At 71.6% G+C, this 16,728-nt stretch carries 15 protein-coding genes; 4 read left to right on the top strand and 11 right to left on the bottom strand.

The annotated features are described in order from the left end of the window. The first annotated feature begins 201 nt into the window (after positions 1-201). On the top strand, positions 202-2,010 hold the full coding sequence (locus tag AB0E02_RS07220) for a trypsin-like peptidase domain-containing protein (RefSeq protein WP_362136961.1): 1,809 nt from the start codon (positions 202-204) through the stop codon (positions 2,008-2,010). Between the two features lie 74 nt (positions 2,011-2,084). On the opposite strand, the gene AB0E02_RS07215 is transcribed toward AB0E02_RS07220, so the two are convergent. Then, positions 2,085-2,510: a nuclear transport factor 2 family protein gene (locus AB0E02_RS07215; protein ID WP_362136959.1), complete on the bottom strand. Its 426-nt coding sequence runs from the start codon at positions 2,508-2,510 to the stop codon at positions 2,085-2,087. A gap of 160 nt (positions 2,511-2,670) precedes the next feature. Here AB0E02_RS07215 and AB0E02_RS07210 point away from each other — a divergent pair, with 160 nt between their 5' ends. Next, positions 2,671-3,291 (top strand): PadR family transcriptional regulator, encoded by a 621-nt coding sequence (locus AB0E02_RS07210; RefSeq protein WP_362136957.1) that lies wholly within the window; start codon positions 2,671-2,673, stop codon positions 3,289-3,291. On the opposite strand, the gene AB0E02_RS07205 is transcribed toward AB0E02_RS07210, so the two are convergent. The 3 genes from AB0E02_RS07205 to AB0E02_RS07195 all read right to left on the bottom strand — a co-directional run bounded on the left by AB0E02_RS07205 (position 3,248) and on the right by AB0E02_RS07195 (position 7,982). After that, complete coding sequence (locus AB0E02_RS07205) at positions 3,248-4,300, bottom strand: type III polyketide synthase (RefSeq protein WP_362136955.1); 1,053 nt, start codon at positions 4,298-4,300, stop codon at positions 3,248-3,250. The genes AB0E02_RS07210 and AB0E02_RS07205 overlap by 44 nt on opposite strands. Positions 4,301-4,614: 314 nt before the next feature. Further along, positions 4,615-5,820 (bottom strand): cytochrome P450, encoded by a 1,206-nt coding sequence (locus AB0E02_RS07200; RefSeq protein ID WP_362136953.1) that lies wholly within the window; start codon positions 5,818-5,820, stop codon positions 4,615-4,617. A 215-nt stretch (positions 5,821-6,035) separates the two neighbouring features. Then, positions 6,036-7,982 carry a B12-binding domain-containing radical SAM protein gene (locus tag AB0E02_RS07195; RefSeq protein WP_362136951.1) on the bottom strand — a complete coding sequence of 649 codons (1,947 nt, stop codon included), beginning with the start codon at positions 7,980-7,982 and terminating at the stop codon, positions 6,036-6,038. 250 nt (positions 7,983-8,232) lie between these two features. Between AB0E02_RS07195 and AB0E02_RS07190 the strand changes: the two genes are divergently transcribed. Continuing rightward, positions 8,233-9,429, top strand: coding sequence for an MFS transporter (locus AB0E02_RS07190; protein ID WP_362136949.1), 1,197 nt, complete (start codon positions 8,233-8,235; stop codon positions 9,427-9,429). A gap of 44 nt (positions 9,430-9,473) precedes the next feature. Here AB0E02_RS07190 and AB0E02_RS07185 read toward each other — a convergent pair whose 3' ends face one another. From AB0E02_RS07185 to AB0E02_RS07165, 5 genes are all read right to left on the bottom strand, one after another. Further along, positions 9,474-10,226, bottom strand: a complete 753-nt coding sequence (locus tag AB0E02_RS07185) for an alpha/beta fold hydrolase (RefSeq protein WP_362136947.1) — start codon at positions 10,224-10,226, stop codon at positions 9,474-9,476. A gap of 79 nt (positions 10,227-10,305) precedes the next feature. Continuing rightward, the gene (locus AB0E02_RS07180; protein WP_362136945.1) at positions 10,306-12,105 is read right to left on the bottom strand and encodes a non-ribosomal peptide synthetase; all 1,800 of its coding nucleotides are present in this window, start codon (positions 12,103-12,105) and stop codon (positions 10,306-10,308) included. Between the two features lie 81 nt (positions 12,106-12,186). Further along, on the bottom strand, positions 12,187-13,212 hold the full coding sequence (locus tag AB0E02_RS07175) for a TauD/TfdA family dioxygenase (protein WP_362136942.1): 1,026 nt from the start codon (positions 13,210-13,212) through the stop codon (positions 12,187-12,189). Positions 13,213-13,269: 57 nt separating this feature from the next. Further along, positions 13,270-13,938, bottom strand: coding sequence for an LmbU family transcriptional regulator (locus AB0E02_RS07170; protein ID WP_362136940.1), 669 nt, complete (start codon positions 13,936-13,938; stop codon positions 13,270-13,272). A 113-nt stretch (positions 13,939-14,051) separates the two neighbouring features. Further along, entirely contained in the window at positions 14,052-14,234 is a 183-nt protein-coding gene (locus AB0E02_RS07165) for a hypothetical protein (RefSeq protein WP_362136938.1), read from the bottom strand. 184 nt (positions 14,235-14,418) lie between these two features. Here AB0E02_RS07165 and AB0E02_RS07160 point away from each other — a divergent pair, with 184 nt between their 5' ends. Further along, on the top strand, positions 14,419-15,372 hold the full coding sequence (locus AB0E02_RS07160) for a LuxR C-terminal-related transcriptional regulator (RefSeq protein WP_362137150.1): 954 nt from the start codon (positions 14,419-14,421) through the stop codon (positions 15,370-15,372). A gap of 42 nt (positions 15,373-15,414) precedes the next feature. Here the strand turns inward: AB0E02_RS07160 and hppD are convergent, their stop codons facing one another. Together hppD and AB0E02_RS07150 are read right to left on the bottom strand one after the other, a co-directional pair. After that, complete coding sequence (gene hppD / locus AB0E02_RS07155; protein WP_362136936.1) at positions 15,415-16,485, bottom strand: 4-hydroxyphenylpyruvate dioxygenase; 1,071 nt, start codon at positions 16,483-16,485, stop codon at positions 15,415-15,417. Between the two features lie 6 nt (positions 16,486-16,491). Beyond that, on the bottom strand, positions 16,492-16,716 hold the full coding sequence (locus AB0E02_RS07150) for an MbtH family protein (RefSeq protein ID WP_030412366.1): 225 nt from the start codon (positions 16,714-16,716) through the stop codon (positions 16,492-16,494). Positions 16,717-16,728 lie beyond the last annotated feature (12 nt).

Genomic DNA, 16,728 nt, shown 5'->3' with positions numbered 1-16,728 from the left:
CGTCCGAGCACGTCCGCGGGCTACTTTCGGTCATTAGTTCGCCCGGGCACTCGTAGGGATGAGATTATGCGGGCGCCGGCTCGGAGGCGCTTCTTTTCCTGCGCCCGAGCCGCCAGTTGACTCCACGACCGATGTCGTCCGTCCCTAGACAGGTCCATGAAACGAATACCGTGGGCGCGGGCCGCCGCGCTCGGAGCTTGTGTGTCCCTTGCGATCGCCGTGCCGGCGCTCGCCGCTCGTGACACGGAGAGCCAGCCCGTTCCCCCTGCGTCTGCCACCGACGCCGCGCCGACCCCGCCGCCGGTGACGGCGGAAGCGATCCGCGATGCACGCGCGACCGAGCACTACTGGACGCCGGAGCGCATCCGCGCCGCCGTGCCGATGGACGCGGTGCAGGACGGCGGGAAGGGCCAGGAAGCGGCGGGTGCCCCGGGCGCGGGCCGGCGTTCGATGGTGCCGACCCACCGGGCCGACGCGGGCGTGGCCACCGTCGGGGTCTTCCTGATCCGCACCGCCGACGGGTCGGCGACGCCCAACCAGTTCTGCAGCGCCAGCGCCGTGGCGTCACCCACCAAGAGCCTGGTGCTGACCGCCGCGCACTGCCTCACGGGCGACAGGTCGTACCGCGACGCGGCGTTCGTGCCGGGCTATCGCGCCGGGGCCTCGCAGGCGGGCGAGGCGGGGGAGACGCCGTACGGGCTGTTCCCGGTGCAGACGGGCAAGGTCTGGATCGACGGGCGGTATCTGACCTCGTCGCCCAGCGATGACGTGGACTTCGCGATCGTGCGGGTCGGGCCCAACTCCCAGGGGCAGTTGCTGGAGGACGCGGTCGGCGGCGGGAACCGGCTCACCTCCGTGTCGGCGACGCAACTGGCGCGCAAGAACGTGACCCTCGTCGGCTATCCCGGCGGCCAGAAGACCCCGTTGCAGTGCATGAACGACACCACGGCGTTCCAGGGCCGGTTCCTGCGGATCCAGTGCGACGGGTTCCGCTCGGGCGTCAGCGGCGGGCCGTTCCTGGAGCACTTCGACGGGAGCCGGGGCGACCTGGTGGGCTCCATCGGCGGCTACAAGACCGGCGGGCCCACCGCCGACGTCTCCTATTCGTCGCAGTACGACGGCGATGTCTTCCGCCTCTACCAGCAGGCCGTCGACGACGCGGTGCCGGACAGCGCCGGACAGCTGGGCGACGGCTCCACCTGGCAGCACGCCACGTCCCTGACCGGCGGCCGGTTCCACACCTCCTCGGTGCGCAACGGCACCGGTGACCTGATCGTGCGCTGGTCCGACGGTGAGCTCTCCCTCTACCCCGGCAACCGGCAGTACGGCTTCGGCAAGGACGTCACGCTCGCCAAGAAGAACGAGCTGTGGAAGCAGGCCAGGGCCATCACCGCGGGGGACTTCACCGGCAACTCCACCGACGATCTGCTCGTCCGCTGGGCCAACGGCAAACTGACCCTGTACCAGGACGTCAACGAAACCAACAAGCTCCGCAACGAGATCCAGCTCAAGGCGCCCAACGGGACGTGGACGCATGCCTACGGTCTCGCCGCCGGCCGGTTCGGCGGCGGCAACACCCGCCGCGACGACCTGGTGGTGCGCTGGTCCGACGGTGAGGTGACGCTCTACACCGATGTCGACGGCAAGGGGCTGCACGCCGAGAAGCAGCTCGCCAAGCGGAACCCGACCTGGACGCACGCCGTCGATCTCGCCGCCGGCGACTTCCGGACCGCGGCCGGCGACCAGGACCTGGTCGTCCGGTGGTCGGACGGCGAGGTCACCGCCTACGAGAACCTCGCGGCCAACGGCCTGAAGGTCGACCACCGGCTCCGGCCCGCGAAGTCCGCCTGGCGCAACGGCCGTCTCGTCACCGCCGGGGCGTACGGCGGCGGCACCCGCCAGGACGACCTGATCGCCCTCTGGCCGGGCGGCAAGCTCGCCATGAACGGGGACACCACCCTCACCGCCCTGGGCCGGGAACGGGTACTGGTGCCCGCACGGGTCGGCTGACGCCGTACACGACACGTGGCGCGAAGCCCCCGGTTCCCGTGGAGGGAGCCGGGGGCTTCGGCGTGATCCCGGCGTCACACCGCCGGCACCAGACCGTCCGCGACCAGGCCGGCGTGCACCGCCTCGCTCAGGGTCTCCACGGCGGAGCGGGGCCGGATCATCACGGTGAACTCCTTGATCCGGCCGGTGGCGTCGTCGAGGTGCAGCAGATCGATGCCGTGGATCTGCCGTCCGTTGACGGTGGCGCGGAAGAGCAGCACGTCCGCGGCGGCCCGGGTGCCGTCGGCGGTGGTCTCGGCCTCGCCGCGGAAGCCGCCGACGTAGCGGAAGTCCTCGAACGTGCGCAGCAGCACCCCGAAGAGACCCATGACCAGCGGCCTGCCCTCGAAGGGGGAGAACTTCACCGGGCTGTAGAAGCGGATGTCCTCGGTGAACAGGTCCTCCAGGGCGGGGAGGTCGCGGTTCTCGACGGCGGCACGGAAGCGGTCTGCGGTGGTCATCGGGTCTCCTCGTTCGCGGGACACGGGGCGGACGCCCGCGCGGCCTCGACAGTCCTCAGCCTTCATACTCAAGAATCTGACTACTCACTTTCTTGAGTATCATGTGCGGGAGCGGTCCGGAAGAGGTGACCGGCAAGGACGAAGGAAAGGAGGGCGGCGCATGGCGCTCCGGCATGCCGTCCTCGCGGCGCTGCTGGACGAGGAACTCAGCGGCTACCAGCTGGCCAAGGCCTTCGACCTGGGCGTGGCGAACTTCTGGCACGCGCTGCCCCAGCAGCTGTACGCCGAGCTGACCCGGCTGGAGAAGGAAGGGCTGGTCGCCGGGCGGGAGGTGGTCCAGGACGCCCGGCCGAACAAGCGGCTGTACCGGGTCACCGCGGAGGGGCTCGCCGCGCTGGAGCAGTTCGCGGCCGAGACCGCCAAGCCCTCCTTCGTCCGCGACGACCTGCTGGTCAAGATCCAGGCCGCCGACCACCTCGACGCCGAGCTGCTGATCGCGCGGCTGGCGGAGCGCGAGAGGTTCGCCGACGCCAAGATCGAGCTGTTCGGCGGGCTGTTGCGCCAGATGCGCGGGGACCGCGACGAAGCGGACTTCCTTCGCCACGGCGAACGGATCGGCCCCTACCTGACCTGTCTGCGTGGCCTCGCGTTCGAGCGGGAGAACCGGGACTGGTGCCGGCGCAGCGCGGAGATCCTCCGTGCGCGCCGGCACCCGTCCCGGGACGCGGCGACGGACACTACGAGTCCGTCGTCCAACTCCCCAGCGCGATCTCGGCCGTGATGCCCGGGCCGAAGCCCGCAAGCAGACCGCGGTGACCGTCGCCCGCGCAGCCCTCGTCGAACATCCGGGCCAGGGCGTCGAGGAGGACCGCGCTGGCGATGTTGCCGTACTCGGTGAGCGTGGCACGGCTGAAGCGGAAGGCTTCCGGCGGGACGTCGAGGAAGCGGCTGAGGTCGTCCAGAATGCGCGGACCGCCCGCATGGACGAGATAGAAGTCCAGCTTTCCGGCGTCCCATTCGTGCTGCTGCGCAAGTTCGCGCAGGGCCGGGGCGAGCGGTTCCATGGTGCCCGGAACGCGCTTGTCCAGCTGGAAATGGAATCCCGTCGAGCGCACCGCGTAGGAAATCCAGTCCTCGGTGTGCGGAATGAGGTACGAGCCGTTGCGCTCCAGGGAAACGCCGGTGCCGCCGCGCCCCCGGACCACGGCGGCGGCTATCGCGTCGCCGAACAATCCGTTCGACAGCAGCGATCCGACGCCGAGGTCCGTGGGCTGGTAGCACAGCGAGCAGAATTCACAGGCGACCACCAGGACATTGGCGTCGGGATAGGCCGTGCAGAAGTCGTGCGCGCGGTTGATCGCGGCACCGCCCGCGGCGCAGCCGAGTTGCGCGATCGGCATCTGCCGGGTGTCCGTCCTGAAGCCCATGGTGTTGATGAGCCAGGCGGTGAGCGACGGCATCATGAAGCCGGTGCAGGAGACGTAGATGATCAAGTCGATCTGCTGCGGCTCCAGTTCCGCCTCGTCCAGGGCCTGGCGCACCACCGAGGGCACCCGGGCCTTGGATTCCTGCTCGTAGACGGTGCTGCGGGCGTCCAGCCCGGGGTGTTTGAGCACCTTGTCGATCGGCTGGATCAGCCGCCGGGTGAGCACACCGGTGTGCTCGATCAGCCGGAGTACCAGTCGCAGCTGCGCGTGGTCCTTGTGCAGCCGCTTGGCCAGTTCGAGGGTTTCGTCCTGTGTGATGACGTATTCGGGGACGGCGATTGCCGGTTTGCACAGTACCGCCATGGGATGCACTCCTTGCAGCAGAACTGTGGTCCGCCCGGTGCAGTTCCTGCTCTGCAGTGTGGAGCCGCACCAGCCGCCGGTTTCAGGAATTCAGCCGGCCGCCGGTATATTCCGGACTCTTGGGAGGATGCGAGCGGGCCAGTCGTCGAAGAATGAGCTCTTCCGATAGGAACTCTCCCGATCTCCCCGTGTTTTCGGAGTAAGCGGAACGGCCTTTCTGTGGCCGAGCCGTTCGAGTTAGATACGGTACGCCGGGTGATTGATCTCCGCATGTCGCGGCCGGTACCCGGCGCCCGTCGGCACCTCTGCCGGACTCACCACACCACCGGCAATTCCAGCGGATAACGCCAGATGGAACTCTGGTTCCAGCGGATTTCCTCGGGCGGCTTCGCCAGCGCCAGCTCGGGGAAGCGCTCCAGCAGCGAACCGAGCGCGACCTCCAGCTCCGTGATGGCGAGCGGGGCGCCCAGGCAGTGGTGCCCGCCCCAGCCGAACGTCATGTGGTTCGGGCCCTCACGGTCGAGGTCCAGCTCGTCGGGCCGGTCGAACCTGCTGCCGTCCCGGTTGGCCGTCAGATACGAGACATGCACGATGTCGCCGGCCCGGATGGTCACCCCGCTCAGCTCCACGTCCTCAAGGGCGACGCGCGGGATGCCCACGCCCTTGCGGAACGGGATGAAGCGCAGCATCTCCTGGATCGCCTGCGGCAGCAGATCGGGCCGGGAGCGCACCCGCGCCAGCACCTCCGGCCGCGAGAGCATCAGGCAGGAGAGGTTGGCGATCTCGTAGGTGGTGGTGTCCTGGCCGGTGATGAGCAGGACCATGGCCATCACGGTGAGTTCCTGCTCGCCGAGCATCTCGTCCCCGTCGCGGGCCGTCGCCAGCACGCTGATCAGGTCGTCGCCCGGATTCCGGCGCCGCTCGGCGGTCAGCTTGCGGAAGTACTCCCGCATCTCGGCCTTGGACCGGATGGCGTTGTCCTTGTTGTCGACGCGGAGGTTCATCATCGTCCGGGCGTGGGCGCGCAGTTGCGCCTGGTCGCCCTCGGGGATGTCGAGGACCTCGCAGATCGTGATCAGGGGCAGTGGCCCCGCGAGGTGCTCCATCAGGTCGGCCGGTGGACCGTGCTCGGCCATCCGCGTCAGCAGGTCGTCGACGACGTGGTGGGTGCGTTCCCGCATCCGCTCGACGTGCCGCGGTGCGAACGCCTTGGACACCAGGCTCCGCAGCCGGCTGCTGGCGGGTGGGTCCATCACGTTGATCGCCTCGTCCTGGACGATCGGCTCGGGCGTCATCCGCGGGAAGTCGCGGCCGACGACCGCATGGCGGCTGAAGCGCCGGTCGGTCGTCACGGTCCGCACATCCTCGTAGCGCGTGACGAGCCAGGCCCAGCCCTCGCCGTGCGGCAGCTGGATGCGGGCGACCGGTTCCTCGGTCAGCAGGCGCTTGAGCGTCGGATCGAACTCCAGGGCCTCGGCGTAGTCGAAGGGACAGTTCCAGACGGTGGAGTCGGGCTCCATGCTGACCTCCAGGAATGGCGGAGACAGGCCTTGACATCCCGATCAGCGTAGAAGCGGCGCGACCCGTCGGCCCGGCTGCCGGCGGGTGCGGGGACGGCGGCGGCGGGCCCCCGGCCGCCGTCCCCCAAGGCCGAGCGGGGTCTCGCGCCGGTCCCTTTCCGCGTTCGTCCGAACGGGTGACGGGGAGCGGCGTCCGGTAACGGTGCGACACCCCCTCAGCCGGCCGCCTCCACCTTCCTGACCTCGGGTTCCGCGGAATTGCGGATGGCGCCCCAGCGGGTGGCGGTCTGCTCATGGATGAACCAGATGTCGTCCTCGGTCAGGCGCCGGGAGACGACACCGGGGAACGCCTCCTCGAAGAAGATGTACGGCGGCCGGTTCTCGATGTCGGGGGAGTGGTAGTCGAGCCGGTCGTGCATGCCGTGCGCCCGGGTGATCTTGGTGGCCGGGTGGTAGGTGAGGATGTTGGGGCTGGCCAGCATGATCAGCCCGTCGTCCACCAGCCGGCCGACCTCGTAGACGGTCTCCTCGATGGTCTTGCGGGTCTCGCCCTCCAGGCCGAACAGCACCGAGCTGCCGACCGGGATGCCGGCGTCCCGGATGCGCTCCAGGGCCGTACGGACCTTCGCCTTCCACGGGAAGTCGGTGATCCGCCGGATGTTCTTGTGCACATGTTGCATGACGTCCGTCGACATGCTTTCGATGCCCATGTAGAGGTAGGTGCAGCCGGCGTCGCGCAGCGCCACCAGCAGGTTGCGCACCTCGTCCTCCTTGTGCAGGGTGGTGAGCAGGTCGGCGGTGACCTGGCAGCCGAACTGCAGCTGCCGCAGCCGCTGCCAGTCGCCCTCGTCGGTGATCCACCGCCGGCAGCCCTCGGGCAGTTTCTCCGGTCCCGCGGCGGTACGGGCCGCCTGCAACAGGGCGCAGAATTCCCGCATCAGAGGGAAGGAACCGGTCCAGAAGATCGAGTCGTCGAAGAAGACCGCCTCGGCGCCGTAGCTGACGTATTCGCAGAGCCGCTCCAGCGCGGTCTCGGCCGGCGAACCCCGGAACCGCTTCAGACCGCCGACCACCAGCGCCGATTCGGAACAGAAATCACAGTGGTACGGGCACGCGTTGGACACCGTCATATGGGCCGTACGAGCCGGCGAACCGTCCGGCAGGGGAAAGACCGGGAAACGGGACCGGATGGCGAAGCCCTGATAGGGAGAGGGGAGCGCGGCCAGATCGAGCTTTTCGCCGGCTATCGGAAAGGCATGCACGGTGTCCAGATCCAGCGCGCACACCAGGGAATTGCCCGGCACCCGGATGCCGGCGGCGCCGAAGAGCCGCAGGATCCGGACCACGTCACCGACCGTGGCCCGGGTCCGGTCCAGATCCATGGCCAGGGCGATCGCCTTCATCAGCAGGTCGAGGGCGAACTGCCCCTCACCGCTGACGCAGAGGTCCACCACCGCCTCCGCCCGCCGATCGTCGACGGCCCGGAGGGTCGAGCTGTATTCCAGAATGACGGACCGCTTCGCCGGGGCGTACCGCATCGTCTCGTCCATATGGCGGCCGCCGAACACCACCAGGCAGTCCGGCAGTTCCTGCTTGACGATGCGCGCCATTTCCAGTGCGTACCGGTGACCGGGGGAGACCGTACTGACGAGGAACACTCGCGGCCGGTGCCGGCGGAGTTCGGCCCGCAATTCCGCCCGGGCCTCCGCGTCCCACACCCGCGGGTCGAAGACCGTGGCGTCGGACGTCCCGGTACTCGCGCGCTGCGACGGCAGTCCGTGTTCCGCGCTCAGCCGGTGCACTTTCGACGGCGGCTTTCCCCAGCTGGGGCAGAGGTCGCTGAACGGGACGTCCGTTCCGGCGCCTTGTCGGGCGGAACGCAAAGCACTGTCGACCGGAACGCTCAATGCCGCATAAAGGCACATCGGATCGCCCGGATACGTGATTTCGCCTTCCGGTGACGTCATGACCGGGGCGAGCGCCGCGAGCACCGGAAAACTCCGGGCGTGCCAGGGCACCTCGGCGGGCCCGGCGCAGTTCGCCCGCGCGACCAGTTCGGCGATCCGCGACTCGCGCAGCAGCGTCAATTCCCGGGCGGAATCCGCAGCCATGTCCGCGGCGGTGCGGAAGTCATCGTGAACGACCGTCTGGCGTATGAGCATGCGTAACTCCTGATCGGTGGTCAACTCGGAGGAGGAAGCTGAAGGAGTTCTCGGAGCACTCGGTGCGCCGGGCCCGGCGGTGGGGGGGGAAGGCCGGCCGGTGTGCCGGGGCGCGCGAGGGAGAAACGTAATGCCGTTCCCCCGAGGGGGAGCAAGACTTTCGCGGTACGGCCCGGCCGACCGGTTCTTTATGGGCGGGCGGCGCCCTTCCGCCTTGTCCGCCATTTCCGGCCCGCCCTACAGTCCGGGGATGGCAGCCCACACCTATCGCGCGCTCCTGACCCGGCCCGTGCTGAGCTGGGCCGCGGTCGCCGCCGCGGCGCGCATGCCGGTGGCGATGGCTCCGCTGGCGCTCGTCTTCCTGGTCCGGGAACGGCCCGGCGGATATGTGCTGGGCGCCGAACTCGCGGCCGTCTACGTGGTGGGTGAGGTTATCGGCGCCGCGCTGCTCGGGGCGAGACTGCGGCCCGACCGCGCCCGGCACCACCTCGCGGGCGGACTCGGCGCGGGCGCCGCGGCGTTCGCCGGCCTGGGCCTGCTGCCCGGCGCCCCCGACCTCCTGCTCGGCGCCTTCGCCCTCGTCGCCGGGGCCGCCCCGGGCGCGTCCCCGGGCGGCCTGCGCACCCTGCTGACCGAGCACGTCGACCCCGGCCTGGTCACCAAGGCGCTCAGCGCGGAGGCCACCCTGTCGTACGCGGTCTGGGCCGTCGCGCCCGCCGCGGCCGGCGGCCTGGCCTTCGGGGTGGCCCCCTTTGCCCCGCTGCTGCTGGCGGCGGGCCTGATGGCGCTGTCCGTCGCCGGGCTGTGGGCGCTGCCGCCCGGCTGGCGATCGGACCCCGCCGACCGCGCCGGCGTCCCGATGCTGCGCACCCTCGCCGCGGCCTGGCCGGTCTACGTGTCGGGCGCCGCGGCCATGTCGCTGCTCGCCCTGGCCGAACTCGTCCTGCCCGCCCTGCTGGAACAGCGCCACCTCGCGGTCGGCTGGTCCGGTCCGCTGCTGGCCGGGTACGCCCTCGCCTCCGCGGCCGGCTCGCTGCTGTACGGGCTGCGCAGCTGGCCCGGCCGCCTCGGCACCCAGAGCCTGGTCCTGCTGCTCGCCGTCGCCGCGTGTGTGGCCGCCGCCGGGGTGGTCCCGCTGCTCGGCGTCATCGCGGCGGCCCTGTGCCTGGCCGGGCTGTTCCAGGCCGGACTTCAGGTCACCCGGGCGCTCGGGCTGCGTGCCGTACTGCCGCCAAGTGCCCTGGCCGCGGGCTACTCGATGATGTACTCCGTGGTCGGCGCCGGATACGCCGCCAGCGCCTCGCTCTCCGGAGTGGTGCTGGGGCTGGCCACGCCCAGCACCGCGATCCTCGCCGGGGTGCTGCTCACCCTCGTCCTCACCGCGGCCGCCGCGGCCGGTGAACTCCGGCTGGTCCGGGCCGGGGAGTTCGCACCGGCCGAGCGCTGAGGCCCGCACCACCGCCCCCACGTCCCCGCCCCCCGGCCGGGCCGTCAGGCCGCCGGTGTCCCCAGCGCGGCGATCCGGGACGGCAGGGTCTGCCACACCTCGGGGGTGTAGAAGTGCCCGCCCGGCAGCTCGTCGTGGCGGAACGGGCCGGCCGCCAGCTTCCGCCACTGCTGCGCCGTCCGCGGATCGATCACCTCGTCGACCGCCCCGGTCAGCACCTGCAGCGGTGCCCGCACCGTCGCGCCCGCCCGGTGGTAGAAGGAGTCCCGCACCCGCAGGTCGGCCCGCATCAGTTCCACTGCGATCTCGCACAGGTCCGGGTCGCCCAGCACATGCCCCGGAAGCAGCCCGAACTCCCGCATCCAGTCCATGAGTTCACCGTCCGACTGGTGCTGCGCCGGGAACATGTCCTGCGGGGTGAGCCCCCGGCTGGGCGCGTTGGCCGAGGACACCACGACCGCCGCCGGGGCCGGCCCGCCGCGCTCCTCGATCCGTGCCGCGACGTCGAAGGCCATCCAGCCGCCCATGCTGTGCCCGAAGAGCACATAGGGCAGGCCGGCGGCGGACAGCACCGCGGTGACCGCGTCCTCGGCCAGCTCGTCCCAGTCCCGGGCGCAGTCCTCGGCGAACCGGCCCTCCCGTCCCGGATAGCAGACCGCCGCCAGCTCCGCGCCGGGCGGCATCGCCTCGGTCCAGGCGAGGTACGAGCCGGCCCCGCCGCCGCAGAAGCCGAGGCAGACCAGCCGCTGCGCGGCGTCCGGGACCGGCTGGGGGCGGACCACGATGGTGTCCTGCATGGATCGTCTCTCTTCTCGGGAAGCGGAAGCGCTGCTCGGCGGTGTCCGGCCGTACCCGGACGGGCGGGGCGGCGGCTCCTCAGCCGGCCGGTGCGGAGGCGTCGTGGTGGCGCTGGACGTGCTGAGCGAGGTCCCGCAGCCGCGGGTGGCGGTAGACCTCCTTGACCGAGATCACCAGGCCGAGGTTCCGCTTGAGCCGCCCCACGACCCGCAGCGCCATCAGCGAGTGCCCGCCCAGGGCGAAGAAGTCGTCGTCCGCGCCGACCCGCTGCCGGCCCAGCACCTCCGACCAGACCTCGGCGATCAGCTTCTCGTAGGGGCCGTCCGGCTCGGCGGCCGCCGGGTCCGCCGCCGGGCCGTCCGGCGGCGCCGGCAGCGCGGCCACGTCCAGCTTCCCGTTGGCCGTCAGCGGCAGCGCGTCGAGCAGTACGCAATCCGACGGCACCATGAAGTCCGGCAGCACCGAGGCGAGATGGTCCCGCAGCCGGCCGGGGTCGGGCGCCGCCCCGCAGGCCGGCACCGCGTACGACACCAGCCGCTCACCGGCCGGCCCGTCGTCGCGGACCACGACGGCGGCGCTGCCGACGCCCTCGTGCGAGACCAGTGCGTGCTCGATCTCGCCCGGCTCGATCCGGAAGCCGCGGAACTTCAGCTGGCGGTCGGCCCGGCCCAGGAAGGCGAGCAGGCCCTCGGTGGTGCGCCGGACCCGGTCGCCGGTGCGGTACATCCGCTCGCCGGGGCCGCCGAACGGATCGGCGACGAACCGCTCCGCGGTCAGCGCCGGGCGGCCGGCGTAGCCGTGGGCCAGCCGCGGCCCGGCGACGTACAGCTCGCCCTCGGCGCCCTCGGGCACCGGGCGCAGCGCCTCGTCGAGCACGTACAGCCGGCCGCCCGGGAGGGCGTCCCCCAGGTGCGGGGTGCCGCCGGTCATCCAGGTGACCGTGGCGTCGACCGTGCATTCGGTCGGGCCGTAGAGGTTCAGGGCTTCCGGGCCGCCCGCACCGGCCGCCTCCGCGAGCTCCCGCCAGGTCCGTGCCGGCACCGGCTCGCCGCCCATGAACAGCCGTAGCGTCCGCCCGTCGGTCCGCGGCGCGGTCAGCGTCCCGCGCAGCAACTCCCAGTGCGACGGGGTGAGATCGAGGTCGGTGACCGTGTGCGCATCGAGCACGGCGGCCAGCCGGGCCGGGTCCTTGCGGTCCTCCTCGCTCAGCACGACCACGGTGTCGCCCCGGCAGACCCGCGCCCACTGCTGCACCGACGCGTCGAAGGACACGCTGGCGTTCCAGGCGACCACCCGGGGCGCAGCCGCGTAGGCACCGGCCTCCTCCAGCCCCGCCAACAGGGCGGCCACCCCGCCGCGGGAGGCCTCCACGCCCTTGGGACGGCCGGTCGAACCGGAGGTGTAGATCAGGTAGGCGGGGTCGAGCGGAGTACTGTCCGCCGCACCCACGGGGAGGCCGCCCTCCGGCGCAGGGGCCTCGCCCGGGAGGTCCGGATCGAGGACCACGGCCCCGGCCGCCGTCCCGAGCGGGCTGTCCTCCTCGGCGAGCAGTGCCGCGATGCCGGCGTCCCGGGCCATGAACGCGAGCCGCTCCCGCGGATAGTGCGGATCGAGCGGTACGTACGCGGCACCCGCCCGCCACACCGCCAGCAGCGCCACGACGAGCCGGGCCGTACGGGGCAGCGCCACGCCGACCCGGGCGCCGCGGCCGATGCCGCGGGCGGTCAGCGCGCGGGCCAACCGGGCGGTGCGGCGGTCGAGTTCGGCGAAGGTCAGGGATCCCTCGCCGTCCCGTACCGCGATCCGCTCCGGGTGGTCCCGCACCACCCGGGCGAAGCGCCGGACGGCGTCGACCGGCTCCGGACGGAGGTCAGCCATGAACAGACTCCTTGTGCCGCGCGGGGGCGTCCCGCGGAGAGGGAGGTGAAGGGCGGTGAAGGGGCGTGGTGCGGCGGCCGGTCAGCCGAACGCGGCGGCCGGCGGCACGGTGGGCCGGCAGTCGGCCAGTTCGACCGGCGCGCCCATCGACACCGCGATCCGGCGGTCGCCGCGGAACGGGTCGCGGCCGTGCGCGGTGAGGATGTTGTCGACCAGCAGCAGATCGCCCGGCTGCCAGGGCTCCCGGACCGTCGCCGCGTCGTACGCCGCCTGGACGGCCGCCAGGTCCTCCTGGGTCAGCGGGCTGCCGTCGCCGAAGGCCGTACGGAAGGGCAGCCCGTCCGGTCCGAACTCGTCGAGCAGGATCTCCCGCAGCTCCTCGTCCAGCGACCACTCGTTCCAGAAGACCAGGTGGTTGAACCAGACCTCGTCCCCGGTCACCGGGTGGGAGAGGACGCCGGGCCGCACCTGGCCGGTGCGCAGGTTGCCGTCCTCCTGCCAGGCGTGCGCGATCAGGTTGTCCGCGCAGTAACGCTCCACCGCCGCCCGGTCGTCGGAGCCGAACGCGCTGCGCCAGTCGGTGGAGATGTGGTCGGAGTAGCTGCGGCGGAGCAGCCAGCCGGTCTGCCGCATCTTCGCCACCAGGGGCGCGGGGATGCCGGCGAGCACCTTGCGGCAGTCGGCGACCGGGGTGGCGCCGCCCTCCTCGGGCGCGGTCAGGCAAACGAACAGCAGCAGGCCGGGAAAGGTCAGGGTGTAGCTGTTCTCGTTGTGCATGTGGATGCGCTGGGACGCCGGCAGGTCGGTGGACGAGTAGACGCCCTGGCCGAAGTCGCTGCGCGGGGTGGCCTTTTCGCGGTACGGCGTGGACTCGGGGATGAGCACGTCGCGGACCGCGGCGACATCACCGACCTCCGCCAGGGGCAGACCGCGCAGATAGACGGCCCCGTGGGTGTGCAGAGCCCGGGTCAGTTCCGGCCGGGCGGCGGCGAGCCAGGCACGGGCCGCGGCCATGTCGGCCAGGCCGGGTATCCGGGCCAGTGCGGGCTTTCCCGGGGCGAGTTCCCAGGCGAGCGACCGGGAATCCGGCAGGTTTGCAGGACGCACGTTCAGCACCTTTCACTCAGCGCCTTTTCGGGTACGGCATTCCGGGGCACCGTCAGGTCAGCCGCTGTAACTGCCGAGCGCATTGTTGGCCGCGAGGTCCAGCCGGTCCACCATCCAGGTTTCCAGGCTGCTGTCGCTGCGTTCCGCGGCCGCGCGGTACCGGGCGATGCGTTCCGGGGTGAGCTGAATTCCGACGGATGCGGTTTTGCGGGTGGCGGACGGTCCGGTTTCCCGGGCGGCCCGGACGTTCGCCCGTAATTGATTGCGTGACCAGCCCAGTTCCTCGGCCCGGTTGAGCCAGTAGTCTTGCTCATGGGGCGGCAGCGACGCCACCTCCGCGTGGTGGTGGAAGCTGAGGCTGTCCCGCCGGCGGGACACCTCGAACCGCCGTGCCACCCAGGCGTAGTTGCGCAGGGTCTGGTAGTCGAGGCCGACCGCGTCGACCGCCCTGCGGTAGCGGTCGGTGTAGCGCCACTGGCCGTAGATCAGCCAGTCGCCCAGGCACCAGGCCGACGAGTTGGCGACGGCCGAGATCCGCCGGCCCGCGCTCTTCCAGGTGTCGTAGCTGACCGCGGCCGGTATCTGGAGGCCGACGCGGGTGACGAAGACGCCCCGCGCGGCGTCGTCCGGCGTGGTCTGCCGGGGCCGTACGGCGGGGAGTTCGGTGATTTCGCTGCCCGACCCGGCGCGCGGAGCGGTGCCCAGGGCTGCGGACGATGTGCTCAAAGCTTCTCCTCGGTGCGGTTGCTGCGAACCGGACGGGTTCCGCGCACCGGCCGGACCGTGCCTGCGGTCCGGGTGCGGCGGCCGCCCGTCGGAAAATGCTCGGCCCGGGGCGCTCAGAACGGCCCGGTGTGCGGGGCGGGAGCGCGGCCCCAGGCCGAGTCGCCGAGGACGGCGCCGGAGGCGCCGGAGGTGAGGTGGCCCGCGCGCTCGACGGACGGAGCGGAATGGTCAATTCCATATCCGACGGCGGTGGCCAGGACGGCGGCGATGGTGAAAACGCGCAGGATGCGAGGCATCGTGGTCCCCCATTGTGCGGCCAAGGATGTGGCTGGCGCCGCTTATCCTCTTCGGCCCGCCAAGATCATTGGACTGCGGGCGGGGTGCACAAATGTAACCTGCATAGTTGTGAACGATGAAGAACTGGGTCGATGTCGGTGCAATGGGGGTGAATTACCCTCAGGTCGGGTATGCGGCGATGCGCTGAGCTACTACCGGCGCATTCTCCGTGACGGAACGGCGGGCCGCGAGACCGCCCCGCCGTGCCTGCGCGCACTCGGTCTCGTCACCGATGATCCACGGACACCCGGCGCCACCACCCCGGTCCCGCCCGAGGCCGCGGCGATCGCCGCGCTGCGCCCCATAGAAGAGGCGATCGCCGACCAGCAGCGCACCTACCGCTCCGTCCAGGCCACCCTCTCCGTCTTCACCCGGACCTACGACGACGCCAGGAAAGGCGAACAGCCCACGCTCACCGTCCTCAACGGCGCCACGGTCATCAGCAACGCCCTGGAGGCCGCCGTGACCGGCTGCCGCGAGGAACTGCTGACCACCCAGCCGGGCGGCGGACGCCCGGAACACCTGCTGAGCGAGGCGCTCGACCGGGACCTGCGGATGCTCGAACGCGGCGTCCGGCAGCGGACCGTCTACCAGCACACCGTCCGCTCGCACGCACCCACGCTGGCCTACATCGAGAAGGTCACCGCCGCCGGGGCCGAAGTGCACACCCTGGTGGAGGTGTTCGAGCGGATGATCATCTGCGACCGGCAGGTGGCCTTCATCCCCACCACCGAGGAGCGCAGCGACAGCGCCCTGCAGATCCGGCACCCCGCACTGCTGCGCTTCCTCGTCGCGCTCTTCGACAGCGCCTGGTCCCGTTCGGTGCCGGTCGGACCGGGCGGCGTACCGGCCCGCTCCCCGCTGATCACCTCCGACGTCCAGCGGGCCATCCTGCAGGCCGTGGTGTCCGGCGAGACCGACGACTCCATCGCGCGGCGGATGGGCATGAGCCGCCGCAGCGTCGCCAAGCACATCAGCCGGGTGTCCCGGCAACTGGGCAGCAACAGCCGCGCCCAGCTCGGCTATCTGCTGGCCACCTCCGGCCTGCTGTGGCTGCCGGAGCCGCCCGGCGGCCCTCCGCCGGAACGGACCTTCTGACCGGCCAGGACGCGGACCGGACGGGCGCACCGGACGGCGTCCTCACCGGGTCGCGTCCGACCTGTTCTCCTGCAATTCCACCGCCTCGTACAGCGCCTTGATGTTGCCGCTGCCGAACGTCCGGGCGCCGAGCCGCTCGATGACCTCGAAGAACAGCGTGCCGCGCGGGTGCCCGGACCGGGTGAAGATCTGCAGCAGCTGGCCGTCCTGGTCCTGGTCGGCGAGTACGTTCAGGTCCCGCAGCTCGTCGACGGAGTGCCGGGAGAGCGTCAGCCGGCCCGGGATCAGGTCGTAGTAGGTGCCGGGGGTGTCCAGGAAGCCGATGCCGCGCGCCGCCAGCAGCCCCACCGAGCGCACGATGTCGTCCGACGCGAACGCGACGTGCTGTACGCCGGCGCCGCCGTGGGAGGCGAGGAACCGGTCGATCTGGCCCGGCGCACGGCCGGTGTCCGGCTCGATCAGCGTCAGCGTGACGGTCCCGGCGTCGTTCTGCACCACGATCGAGTCCATCGCCTGCGCGCCGACGACGATGCGCTCGGTGAACACCGCGGTGAAGCCCAGCGCCCGTTCGTAGTACTCGACGGTCGGTCCCAGCCGCCCCGGCTCCAGACACACCGCCAGGTGGTCGATCCCGTGCAGCCCGGTGGCCGCCGGGCCGGGGACACCGGCCGCCGGTCCCGGCCGCTGCACGAAGGTGTGCACCACGTCCCCGAAGCCGGCGATCGAGGCGGTGACCACCCCGTCCCGCTCGGCCGGACCGGCCACCGGTTCGGCGCCCCGCCGCACCGCCTCGGCGAACGCGGCCGCGGCGTCCGGGGTCCCGAGCGCGATGTCCCGGACCCCGTCGCCGTGGCGGGCGACGTACCGGGCGGCCGGATGCCCGGCGTCCTGCGCGGCGGTCAGCACCAGCCGGATGCCGCCGGCACCGACCGCCACCGTACGGACCCCGTCGCCCGGGGCACCCGAGGCGGTGGGGAAGCGGTCCAGGACGCCGAAGCCGTAGCACGCGGTGAACGGCTCCGCGGCCGCTGCCAGGTCACCGACCGCGAAACCCAGGTGATCGAGGCGCAGTTGGCGGAGCGGTCCGGCAGGGACCGAGGTCGTCGCGGACATCCCGGGTCAGCCCCTGCCGTCCTGCGCCGCGGCCATCGCCGCCACCAGGGAGGCCGGCCGCAGATCCGTCCAGTGCTCCTCGATGTACGCGGTGCACTCCGCCCGCCCGCGGTCGTCCAGCCGCACCTCCCAGCCCGGCGGGACCTCGGCGAACGCCGGCCACAGGGAGTACTGGCCCTCGGCGTTGACCAGGACCTTGAACGTACCGTCCGTGTCGTCGAAGGGATTCATGACGATGACCTT

The sequence above is a fragment of the Streptomyces sp. NPDC048196 genome, from assembly GCF_040652715.1.
Taxonomy (GTDB): domain Bacteria; phylum Actinomycetota; class Actinomycetes; order Streptomycetales; family Streptomycetaceae; genus Streptomyces; species Streptomyces siderophoricus.
This window is presented reverse-complemented; position numbering and strand designations above follow the sequence as displayed.

Bases quoted from the DNA above. Each gene is read 5' to 3' on its own strand.
- hppD (WP_362136936.1), bottom strand. From the start codon at position 16,485: ATGTCCGCGACGACCTCGGTCCCTGCCGGACCGCTCCGCCAACTGCGC.
- AB0E02_RS07205 (WP_362136955.1), bottom strand. From the start codon at position 4,300: ATGGCGGTACTGTGCAAACCGGCAATCGCCGTCCCCGAATACGTCATC.
- AB0E02_RS07210 (WP_362136957.1), top strand. From the start codon at position 2,671: ATGGCGCTCCGGCATGCCGTCCTCGCGGCGCTGCTGGACGAGGAACTC.
- AB0E02_RS07190 (WP_362136949.1), top strand. From the start codon at position 8,233: ATGGCAGCCCACACCTATCGCGCGCTCCTGACCCGGCCCGTGCTGAGC.
- AB0E02_RS07150 (WP_030412366.1), bottom strand. From the start codon at position 16,716: ATGAATCCCTTCGACGACACGGACGGTACGTTCAAGGTCCTGGTCAAC.
- AB0E02_RS07180 (WP_362136945.1), bottom strand. From the start codon at position 12,105: ATGGCTGACCTCCGTCCGGAGCCGGTCGACGCCGTCCGGCGCTTCGCC.
- AB0E02_RS07185 (WP_362136947.1), bottom strand. From the start codon at position 10,226: ATGCAGGACACCATCGTGGTCCGCCCCCAGCCGGTCCCGGACGCCGCG.
- AB0E02_RS07195 (WP_362136951.1), bottom strand. From the start codon at position 7,982: ATGCTCATACGCCAGACGGTCGTTCACGATGACTTCCGCACCGCCGCG.
- AB0E02_RS07215 (WP_362136959.1), bottom strand. From the start codon at position 2,510: ATGACCACCGCAGACCGCTTCCGTGCCGCCGTCGAGAACCGCGACCTC.
- AB0E02_RS07200 (WP_362136953.1), bottom strand. From the start codon at position 5,820: ATGGAGCCCGACTCCACCGTCTGGAACTGTCCCTTCGACTACGCCGAG.
- AB0E02_RS07165 (WP_362136938.1), bottom strand. From the start codon at position 14,234: ATGCCTCGCATCCTGCGCGTTTTCACCATCGCCGCCGTCCTGGCCACC.